General features: G+C 56.9%; 4 protein-coding genes and 7 pseudogenes. 8 read left to right on the forward strand and 3 right to left on the reverse strand.

What is annotated here, in order from left to right; all coding sequences use genetic code 11:
• Positions 1-27: 27 nt before the first annotated feature.
• The 6 genes and pseudogenes from purF to hisP all read left to right on the forward strand — a co-directional run bounded on the left by purF (position 28) and on the right by hisP (position 5,597).
• Positions 28-1,591: pseudogene (gene purF, locus ACTBDU_RS08400) on the forward strand (amidophosphoribosyltransferase).
• Between the two features lie 87 nt (positions 1,592-1,678).
• Entirely contained in the window at positions 1,679-2,248 is a 570-nt protein-coding gene (locus ACTBDU_RS08405) for a UbiX family flavin prenyltransferase (RefSeq protein WP_438806157.1), read from the forward strand.
• Positions 2,249-2,559: 311 nt separating this feature from the next.
• Positions 2,560-3,344 (forward strand): annotated as a pseudogene (locus ACTBDU_RS08410) (lysine/arginine/ornithine ABC transporter substrate-binding protein).
• A gap of 75 nt (positions 3,345-3,419) precedes the next feature.
• Positions 3,420-4,113: pseudogene (hisQ, locus tag ACTBDU_RS08415) on the forward strand (histidine ABC transporter permease HisQ).
• Positions 4,110-4,805, forward strand: a complete 696-nt coding sequence (locus tag ACTBDU_RS08420) for an ABC transporter permease (protein ID WP_438806158.1) — start codon at positions 4,110-4,112, stop codon at positions 4,803-4,805. Before hisQ ends, ACTBDU_RS08420 begins: the two are co-directional and overlap by 4 nt.
• 20 nt (positions 4,806-4,825) lie before the next feature.
• Positions 4,826-5,597: pseudogene (gene hisP / locus ACTBDU_RS08425) on the forward strand (histidine ABC transporter ATP-binding protein HisP).
• 12 nt (positions 5,598-5,609) lie between these two features.
• Here the strand turns inward: hisP and ACTBDU_RS08430 are convergent.
• Both ACTBDU_RS08430 and ACTBDU_RS08435 read right to left on the reverse strand, forming a co-directional pair.
• Positions 5,610-6,513 (reverse strand): annotated as a pseudogene (locus ACTBDU_RS08430) (TIGR01777 family oxidoreductase).
• A gap of 160 nt (positions 6,514-6,673) precedes the next feature.
• Positions 6,674-7,300 (reverse strand): glutathione binding-like protein, encoded by a 627-nt coding sequence (locus ACTBDU_RS08435; RefSeq protein WP_438806159.1) that lies wholly within the window; start codon positions 7,298-7,300, stop codon positions 6,674-6,676.
• A gap of 224 nt (positions 7,301-7,524) precedes the next feature.
• Here ACTBDU_RS08435 and yfcE point away from each other — a divergent pair.
• A pseudogene (gene yfcE, locus ACTBDU_RS08440) lies at positions 7,525-8,080 on the forward strand (phosphodiesterase).
• An 85-nt stretch (positions 8,081-8,165) separates the two neighbouring features.
• Positions 8,166-8,735, forward strand: a complete 570-nt coding sequence (gene yfcD / locus ACTBDU_RS08445) for an NUDIX hydrolase YfcD (RefSeq protein ID WP_438806160.1) — start codon at positions 8,166-8,168, stop codon at positions 8,733-8,735.
• 423 nt (positions 8,736-9,158) lie between these two features.
• Here the strand turns inward: yfcD and pta are convergent.
• A pseudogene (pta, locus tag ACTBDU_RS08450) lies at positions 9,159-10,252 on the reverse strand (phosphate acetyltransferase); the annotation flags it as partial.
• Between the last annotated feature and the right edge of the window lie 291 nt (positions 10,253-10,543).

Raw genomic sequence — 10,543 nt, forward strand, 5'->3', positions numbered from 1 at the left:
CGGTAACGCTGATGAGGAAATGACAACATGTGCGGTATTGTCGGAATCGCCGGTTTCATACCGCTAAACCAGTCTATTTATGATGCATTAACGGTGCTTCAGCACCGTGGGCAGGATGCGGCAGGCATCGTCACCATCGATGCCTTGAATTGTTTTCGTCTGCGTGAAGCCAATGGACTGGTTAAGGATGTTTTCGAGGCCCGGCATATGCAGCGCCTGCAGGGCAATATGGGGGGCCACGTCCGCTACCCGACCGCCGGCAGCTCTAGCGCCTCCGAGGCGCCGCCGTTTTACGTCAATTCCCCGTTCGGCATCACTCTGGCGCACAACGGTAACCTGACCAACGCCTCCGAACTGCATAAAAAGTTGTTTGAAAACGGGCGGCATCATGTCAATACCACCTCCGATTCGGAAATTTTGCTGAACGTTTTTGCTGCCGAGCTGGATCGCTTCCTGGATTATCCGTTGAAGGCGGACAACATTTTCGCGGCGCTGGCGGCGACCCATCAGCAGATCCGCGGCGCCTACACCTGTGTCGGCATGATTATCGGTCATGGCCTGTTTGCCTTTCGTGACCCCAACGGCATCTGCCCACTGGCCACCGGCAAGCGCACGCTGGCGGACGGGCGCAATGAATATATTGTGGCCTCCGAAAGCGTAGCGCTGGATACGCTGGGCTTTGATTTCCGGCGCGATATCGCGCCGGGCGAGGCGGTATACGTCACCGGAAAAGGGCAGCTGTTCACCCGGCAGTGCGCTGAGAACCCCAGGCATCACCCTTGTTTGTTCGAGTATGTCTATTTCGCCCGGCCGGACTCGTTCATCGACAAAATCTCACTCTACAAGCGCCCGCGTGCGCATGGGCCAAATGCTAGGCGAAAAAATCGCCCGCGAGTGGGAAGATCTGAATATTGATGTGGTGATCCCGATTCCGGAAACCTCCTGCGATATCGCGCTGGAAGTAGTCCGGATACTGAACAAGCCCTATCGTCAAAAATTTGTGAAAAACCGCTACGTCGGCCGGACCTTCATCATGCTCGGTCAGCAGGTGCGCCGGCAATCGGTGCTCCGTAAGCTTAACGCCAACCGCGCCGAGTTCCGCGATAAGAATGTGCTGCTGGTGGACGACTCCAGCATGCGTAGTATCATCTTCTGAGCAAATCGTCGAGATGGCGCGCGAGGCGGGCGCCCGTCACGTATATCTGGCCTCCGCTGCGCCGGAAATCCGCTTTCCAAACGTTTACGGCATAGATATGCCGAGTGCCTCGGAACTGATTGCCCACGGCCGCGAGGTTGATGAAATACGGCAGCTCATCGGCGCAGACGCGGCGCAGACGCGCCGATATTCCAGGATTTGGCCGATCTGGAACGGGCGATGCGGGAAGATAATCCTGACGTTGAGCAATTTGAATCATCGGTATTCAACGGCATCTACGTGACCCGCGACGTGGATCAGCGCTATCTGGATTAGCTGGAGTCGTTGCGCAACGATGATTCCAAAGCGATGCGCGCCCAGACCGAGGTCGAAAACCTGGAAATGTATAACGAAGGTCGATCGGTACTGCGCGGGTGCAGTAGGTTATGCTTCTGACCCGTGCTTTATGGCGGCAGGTCATCTCAACCCGGGCGGTCAACCGCGCCGGGTTTTTTCGTCTTTGCCACTGGCAGGAGTTGAGGTATGAAACGTCTGATAGTCGGTATCAGCGGCGCCAGCGGCGCCATTTATGGCGTCCGCCTGCTGCAGGTACTGGGCACGCTGCCGGAGATTGAAACCCACCTGGTCATCAGCCCGGCCGCGCGGCAGACGCTGACGCTGGAAACCGCGTACAGTCTGCGCGGGGTGCAGGCGCTGGCGGATGTCGTGCATGATTCCCGCGATATTGCCGCCAGCATCAGCTCCGGTTCATTCCAAACTCTGGGAATGATTATCTTGCCCTGTTCGATGAAAACCCTCTCCGGCGTCGTCAATAGCTACAGCGACGGGCTGCTAACGCGCGCGGCGGACGTGGTGTTGAAAGAGCGGCGCCGGTTGGTGCTGGGGGTGCGTGAAACGCCACTGCATCTGGGCCATCTGCGCCTGATGACGTTGGCGGCCGAGCTGGGCGCGATCATTATGCCGCCGGTGCCGGCGTTCTATCACCGCCCTGCCCAGATAAGCGATATCATCGACCAAACGGTCAATCGGACGCTGGATCAATTCGATCTGGTGCTGCTTCAAGACCTGTTTCCGCGCTGGCAAAGCGGCTGAGTGCCGCCGTTATTAGTTAAACTCACAATAAAATTATTCTCCTGATAATAGTGCAGAAAAATAACATTGCACTAATAATAAACATGCTGTGTAAATGGATGGTGCAGCGTGGGGAGCGATTGGCGCACGCACGGTCCAGCGCGTCAGTCGCACTACCGAATTGCGCCAGATGTCAGAGGCCACAACGGCTTCTGGCGCCCTGAACGCGCATCGCGGGCGCGGCGCGATATATGGCATGAAAAGTGCAATGGTTCCGGCGGAAAAGGACACACTATCTGCCGGGCATTAAATAATTATACTGATGGTAATTTATAAAACAATTGGTAAAAGTTCTTCCTTTGGTGGCGGCGCTGGCTTGCGCGGGCAGCGCGTTTACCGCAGTACCCAAAAATATCCGCATTGGCACCGATCCGACCTATGCCCCTTTTGAATCGAAAAACGCCAGCGGCGAGCTGGTGGGCTTCGATATCGATCTGGCCAAAGATTTGTGTAAGCGTATCGAAACCAAGTGTACCTTCGTGGAAAGCGATTTTGATGCGCTTATCCCTTCGCTGAAAACGAAAAAAATTGACGCGATTATTTCTTCGCTGTCGATAACCAAAAAACGCCAGCAGGAAATTGCCTTTACCGACAAGCTTTACGCCGCTAACGCGCGTTTGATTGCCAAAGCCGGTAGCCCGATTACCCCGACGCTGGATTCTCTGCGCGGCAAACGTGTGGGCGTGTTGCAGGGGTCAACCCAGGAAGTTTACGCCAATGCGATGTGGCAGCCGAAAGGGGGGGGGGCGTGGTCGCTTATCAAAACCAGGATCTCATTTACGCCGATTTGACCTCGGGACGCATCGCCGCCGCTTTCCAGGATGAAGTCGCCGGCAGCGAAAGCTTCCTGAAGCAGGCTGCGGGTAAAGGGTATATTTTTGCCGGCCCGGCGGTGAAAGACGACAAATTCTTCGGTATCGGTACCGGCATGGGATTACGTAAAGACGAAACCGATTTGAAAGATGCGCTGAATAAGGCTTTTGCCGAGATGCGCAAAGACGGAAGTTACGATAAATACGCTAAACAATATTTTGATTTCGACGTGTACGGCGGTTAATCCTGTCATAGGGCATAAGCCTATGGCGTCAAGGGCTACGCCGGTATTTCTTCTTCGCCAGGACAGGTAAGATCGATGCTTTTTGGTTATTCGCAATTAATTATCAACGGCGCGCTGGTGACCCCGGAGCTGGCGCTCAGTTCCGTTTTATTATCGGTAGTCATCGGTCTTATCGACGCCGGTGCCAAACTCTCCCGTAGCCGCGCGCTGGTGGGTTGCTTTGAAGGCTATACCACCCTGATTCGCGGCGTACCTGACCTGGTGTGCATGTAGCTGATTTTTTACGGGTTGCAAATTGCACTGAACATCCTGACGGAAACCGTCGGTTTCGATCAGATCGATATCGATTTGATGGCCGCGGGGATTATTACCCTGGGCTTTATCTACGGCGCCTATTTTACGGAAACCTTTCGCGGGGCGTTTTTGGCGGTACCGCGCGGGCAAATCGAGGCGGCCACCGCCTTTGGCCTCAGCGCTTCGCAGACCTTCCGCCGCATTCTCTTTCCCGCCATGATGCGTTTTGCGCTGCCCGGCATCGGCAATAACTGGCAGGTCATTTTAAAGGCCAACGCGCTGGTTTTGCTGCTCGGATTGAATGATGTAGTGAAGGCCACACAATTGGCGGGTAAGGGCCACCTATCAACCGTTTTATTTCGCCATCGTCGCCGGCGTGGTGTGTATCTGCTGTTCACCACCCTGTCCAACGGCGTGCTGCTGTGGCTTACGCGGCGCTCGCTACTCGCTGGGCGTGAAGAAGGCGGAATTATGATCGATATTTTACAACAATACTGGCATGCGCTGCTGTGGAGCGACGGCTACCGTTTCAGCGGGCTGGCGGTGACCCTGTGGTTACTGATCATCTCGGTGGTGCTGGGGGGGATGCTGGCGGTGGCGCGCGTGTCGTCCCGCCGCTGGATACGTTTACCGGTCTGGCTGTTTACCTATATTTTTCGCGGCACGCCGTTGTACGTTCAGTTGCTGGTGTTTTATTCCGGGATGTACAGCCTGGAAATCGTGTGCGGCACCGATGTGTTAAACGCGTTTTTTCGCAGCGGCATGAACTGTACGCTACTGGCGTTGACCCTTAACACCTGCGCTTATACCACCGAAATTTTCGCCGGCGCCATCCGAGCGGTGCCGCACGGCGAAATTGAGGCGGCGCGCGCCTATGGCTTCTCGCCGTTTAAGCTCTACCGCGCCATTATACTGCCCTCCGCGCTGCGCACGGCGTTGCCGGCCTATAGCAATGAAGTCATATTAATGCTGCACTCCACCGCGCTGGCGTTTACCGCGACGGTACCGGATATTCTTAAAATCGCCCGGGATATCAACTCGGCGACCTATCAGTCGTTTTATGCCTTCGGCATTGCCGCGGTAGTGTATCTGATGATCTCTTTTGTGTTGATTAAACTGTTTAAACAGGCGGAAAAGCGCTGGCTGCGCCATGTCAAACCGCAATAACCCACGTGCAGGATACGTATATGCCAGAAATCAAATTGTCGATCCAGGAGCTGCACAAACGCTACGGTGACCATGAAGTGCTAAAAGGCGTGTCGCTTGAAGCGCGCGCCGGTGATGTGATAAGTATTATCGGATCCTCAGGCTCAGGTAAGAGCACCTTTTTGCGCTGCATTAACTTTCTGGAAAAACCCAGCGAAGGATCGATCGCCGTTAATAACGAAAATATTCATATGGTGCGCGACCATGACGGCCAGTTTAAGGTGTTTGATAAAAAACAGCTGCAGCTGCTACGCACCTGCCTGACGATGGTATTCTAGCATTTTAATTTATGGAGCCATATAACCGTGCTGGAAAACGTCATGGAAGCGCCGGTAACAGGTGCTGGGCCTCAGCAAAAGCGAAGCGCGTGAACGCGCGGTGCGCTATTTGGACAAAGTGGGTATTGATGAGCGCGCGCGCGCCAAATACCCTATCAATCTTTCCGGCGCGCAACAGCAGCGCGTGTCCATTGCCCGCACGCGGGCAATGGAGCCGGAGGTTCTGTTGTTCGACGAACCGGCCTCGGCGCTGGATCCGGAGCTGGTGGGTGAGGTGGTGCGCATCATGCAAAAGCTGGCTGAAGAGGGCAAAACCATGGTGGTGGCGCACGAGATGGAATTTGCGCGCCATGTCTTGAACCACGTCATTTTCTTGCATCAAGGGGTCATCAAGGAGCAGGGGCCGCCGTCAGAGGTGTTCGGCAGCCTGAAGAGCCCGCGGCAGCAGCTGTTCCTCTCCGGAGCCCTCAAGTAACCGCCTTGCCGGTTAGATGGCGTTGACGATTTCCGTTAGCGCCGCTTCCAGCTCACTATAGCAAAAGGTAAAGCCGGCCTCGGTCAGCCGCCGCGGCATCGCCCGTTGGCCACCCAGTATCAGCGATGCCCCTTCACCTAAGAATAATTGCACCGCCTGTGCCGGCACGCGAGTGAAAGCGGGTCGGTGCAGGACTCCTGCCAGCACGCTGCTAAAATGTTCATTGCTCACCGGATAAGGCGAGCAAACATTGAACGGGGCAGCCAGTCCGTCGGTGGTTAGAATAAACAGCAGCGCGGTGACGATATCGTCGATATGGATCCACGACATGAATTGGGTGCCATCGCCGATGGGACCGCCCAGCCCAACTTTGTACAGCGGCAGCAACCTGCCGAGCAGACCGCCGTCAGGCGGCCAGCACCACGCCGGTACGCGACAGGCAGACGCGGGTTTTTTCGCTGCGCGCCCTGAGAGCCAAATCTTCCCAGTGTGCGCACAGCGTGTGGGCAAAATCGATAATCGGCGGTTCATCTTCGTCCACCAGGGCATCATCCTGGTCGCCATAATGGCCGGCAGCGGAGCCGGAGATGAACACCGAGGGCAGATTCTTGCTCTGGCGTATCAACAGACTTAATTGACCGGTGACGTCCCAGCTGCTCTGACACAGCTTGTTTTTTTGCTCGTCGGTCCAGCGGCGCTCGACGATAAACTCGCCGGCCAGGTTAATCATCGCATCGAATTCGTTGAGGTGCGACAGCGGCGCCAGCGTGGTCATGGTGGCGATCTCAGGCCCCAGCGTTTGCTGCGCGCGCTGGGCGTCGCAGGTCAATACGGTGACGTGGTGCGATAAGGTCTGCAGTCTCATAACCAGGTGCCGGCCAATAAGCACGGTCCCGCCGGTCAATAAAATTTTCATGGTGGTTTTCTCTGCCCGACGTCAATCAATGCGTCGACCCGCAGGTGCCGCGCGCAACGATAGCAAAACTCCATTCTGCCTAAAGCATAGGCTACGGCGGCGGGAAATGCCCGTGGCGGACACAGTGCCGGAATCTGCGCCGCCGCCGGGCCGGCAGGGTTTAGCCGTTAGCCCGCCACCAGGCGCGTTCCACCGCCGGACGCGTCCGGATCTCGTTGAACCAACGTTGCACCGCGGGATGGTCAGCCAGAGAGATATTCTGCTTTTCATGGGATACCGCCCAGGGGTAGGTGGCGATATCGGCGATGCTATACTGCTCACCTGCGATGTAACGGTGCTCCTGCAGTTGCTTATCCAGCACGCCGTAGAGCCGCGCGGTTTCGGTGCGGTAGCGGTTAATAGCGTAGGGGACTTTTTCGGGCGCGCACTGACTGAAGTGGTGGTTCTGGCCGAGCATCGGCCCGAAGCCCGCCATTTGCCAGAACAGCCATTGCAGGGTGGTATGGCGTTCGCGCAGGTCGTGGGACAGCAGCTGTCCGGTTTTATCCGCAAGATAAAGCAAAATGGCGCCAGACTCAAATAGGCTGAACGGCGCGCCGCCGTCGGCTGGTTGATTGTCGACAATGGCCGGAATTTTGTTGTTTGGCGCTATGGCCAGAAAGGCCGGCTTGAATTGATCGCCGGCGCTGATATCCAGGCGGTGAAGCTGATACGGCAAGCCGGTCTCTTCTAAAAACAGCGTAATTTTATAGCCGTTGGGCGTGGGCGCATAATAAACGTCGATCATATAGCCTCCATCAGGATGAAGCGGGTAGCTTAACTGTAGTGCAAAAGCGCAGGGGATAAAAGCGAATTAAGCGGCGGGGTGTGAGCGGGGTTTTTGGCGCAAAAAGGCGTCAGTCGGCTGACTATAACGGGATAGCGTTGACGCAGGGAGACTGAAGTTTGTTAAGCTTGGCGTGCCGCACCGTCTGTGCGTGTGGCGTCTCGGCATGCTAACAGGAGACGATAATGAAATTGATGATAGCGTCCGATATTCATGGCTTGCTGGCTGCCACGCGCCGGCTGCTGGCCGCGTTTGATTTAAGCGGTGCCCGCTGGCTGCTGCTTTTGGGGGGCTTTCTGAAGCATGGTCTGCGCAACCCTCTACCTGAAGACTATCGACCGGCGAAGGTCGCCGCCGCGCTTAATATTTATGGCGAGCGAATTATCGCCGTACGCGGCAATTGTGACAGCGAAGTGGATGAAATGCTGCTAGACTTTCCCTTCTAACGCGCCCTGGCAGCAGGTGTTGCTGGGGGAAACCAGGCGGCTGTTTCTAACCCATGGGCATTTTTACCATCCGAGGCGACTGCCGCCGCTGGCGCCCGGCGGCCCACTGTTGTACGGCCATACCCATCTTCCCCAGGCGGAGCGAGTGGGGGAGCATATTCTGTTCAATCCGGGCTCGGTCAGCCTGCCAAAAGGCGGCTACTGGGCTAGCTATGGGCTGCTGGCCAATGGCCGGTTACAGGCGGTAGCATTAGATAGCGTGGAAACTATTGCGCAAGTCGCAATAACCTTCTAAGTTATGACAAAATACATCAGTCGCGTTTCTTACGTTCAACCATACCGCGCGGGCAGTCCGCGCCATTGCATAAGGGTGTCATAGGATGGAGCCACAGAGTCAGTCTGCCGGTGAGGAATGGGTCGACATTGTCAATGAGAACAATGAAGTCATCGCCCAGGCCCGCCGCCACCAGATGCGCGCGGAACGTCTGCGTCACCGCGCCAGCTATATTGTGGTACATGATGGTGCGGGCAATATTCTGGTTCAGCGGCGTACCGCCAGCAAAGACTTCTATCCGGGCTATCTGGATGCGACCGCCGGCGGCGTGGTACAAAGCGGCGAGGGAATGCTCGATTCCGCCCGTCGCGAGGCGGAAGAAGAGCTGGGCATCGCGGATGTCCCCTTTGCTGAACACGGGCAATTTTATTTCGAGAATGAGGCCAGCCGCGTGTGGGGCTCGCTGTTCAGCTGCGTCACCCATGGCCCGTTTGCGCTCCAGGAAAGCGAGGTCGAGGCCGTCAACTGGCTGACGCCGGAGGAAATTACCGGCCGCTGCGACGAATTCACACCGGACTCGCTGAAAGCGCTATCGCTGTGGCTGAGCCGCAATAACGCCCAAAGCTTTGGCAAGCCGCTGGCCGCGCAAACGTCGGACGATGGCGCGGCTCAGTAGCGGGCATCTGCGTCGCATAAGGTAAACCCTGGTCCGTTTGCACGGACTTAGCCGGCATACGCGCGAGGAAGACCCTCGTACGCTTGCACGGGCAAGCCGGCCTAGGTGTGAGGCCAGACGCAGCACATTTGCACCAGCTTTACCGGTGCAGGCGTAGGAAAGGGCACATGACATTAGCATGGGCGCTTAGCCGGCGTACGCGGGAGGAAGGTGGCAGTACGGTTGCGCGGGCAAGCCGGTTTTCGTTTCAGGAAAGTCGCAGCACGTCTGTGCGGTGTGACCCGGGGCCGCGCTCGGGAAAACCCTCGCTCCCGCCCGGGCCGGATAGGGACAACCGCGCGGAAAATTCAAAGAAGCCCTCTGCGGGGCAAAAAAACGCCGGCCCTGGGGCGGCGTGGTCGTTTCTGACGCTTTAACGCTAAATCAGCCTTCCGCCTGCTTCGACTGAATAACGGTCAGGGCGACGGTATAGACGATATCGTCTACCAGCGCACCGCGCGAGAGGTCGTTGACCGGCTTGCGCATCCCCTGCAGCATCGGGCCAATGGAGATCAGATCCGCTGAACGCTGCACTGCTTTATAGGTCGTATTACCGGTGTTCAAATCCGGGAAGATGAACACCGTCGCCTGACCGGCCCCCGGCGAGTTGGGCGCTTTCGACAGCGCGACGTCGGCCATAATGGCGGCGTCATACTGTAGCGGGCCGTCAATGACCAGGTCCGGACGTTTTTCCTGCGCCAAACGGGTGGCTTTGCGCACCTTCTCAACGTCGCTGCCGGCGCCGGAGTTGCCCGTGGAGTAGGAAATCATCGCCACGCGCGGTTCAATACCGAAGGCGGCAGCGGAATCGGCCGGACTGGATAGCGATCTCCGCCAATTGCTCCGAGGTCGGATCCGGGTTGATGGCGCAGCCGCCGTAAACCAATACCTGTTCAGGCAGCAGCATAAAGAACACCGACGCGACACCACCGCTAGCCCGGCGCGGTCTTGATAAGTTGCAGCCGCGGACGGATGGTGTTGGCGGTGGGTAGTACCGCACCTGACACCAGCCTGTCCACTTCGCCTTGCTCCAGCATCAGCGTGCCCAGCACCACGCTGTCTTCCAGCTGTTCGCGAGCCACCACTTCGGTCATGCCTTTGCTTTTGCGCAGTTTAAGCAGACGGGCGACATGCTTCTCGCGCGCCACTTCCGGATCGATAATTTCGATGCCGTCGCCGAGCGTCACGCCTTGTACTGCGGCGACGCGCTAAATTTCATCGGGGTTGCCCAGCAAGACGAAATGGGCAATGCCCCGCTCGGCGCAAATGGATGCCGCCTTCACGGTGCGCGGCTCATCGCCTTCCGGCAGGACGATGCGTTTACCCACCTGGCGCGCCAGTTCGGTCAACTGATAACTGAACGCCGGTGGCGACAGGCGGCGCGGACGTTCGGAGCTGGCGGACAGCGATTCGATCCAGGCATTATCGATATGGCCCGCGACATAGTTTTGCAGTTTTTCCACCCGGCTGTGGTCATCGTGTAGCGATGCAAAATATTTTGGACTAATTTGCAGACAGTTCTGGACTCCCTTAAACCCATAAAAAATGGCTATTTTGGACAGTCCAGAATTGATTGCAAAATCTATAGCTAAGGCGGGCGTCAAGCTTCTCCAGCTACTCCCCTTCGGAGATACAGATTATTTGTAGTGGTCAACTAAAACTAGCCACCGCGTTAGACTGTATGTAGAACAGTCGCTCAGATTCGTTTGGAGTTAAGCCGCCGTTACACCAGTGAGGCCGGATAGCGCTGTAATACCTCGTGATGTAGC

Source organism: Sodalis sp. (in: enterobacteria), from assembly GCF_051710625.1.
In the GTDB taxonomy this organism is placed as follows: domain Bacteria; phylum Pseudomonadota; class Gammaproteobacteria; order Enterobacterales; family Enterobacteriaceae; genus JBPESN01.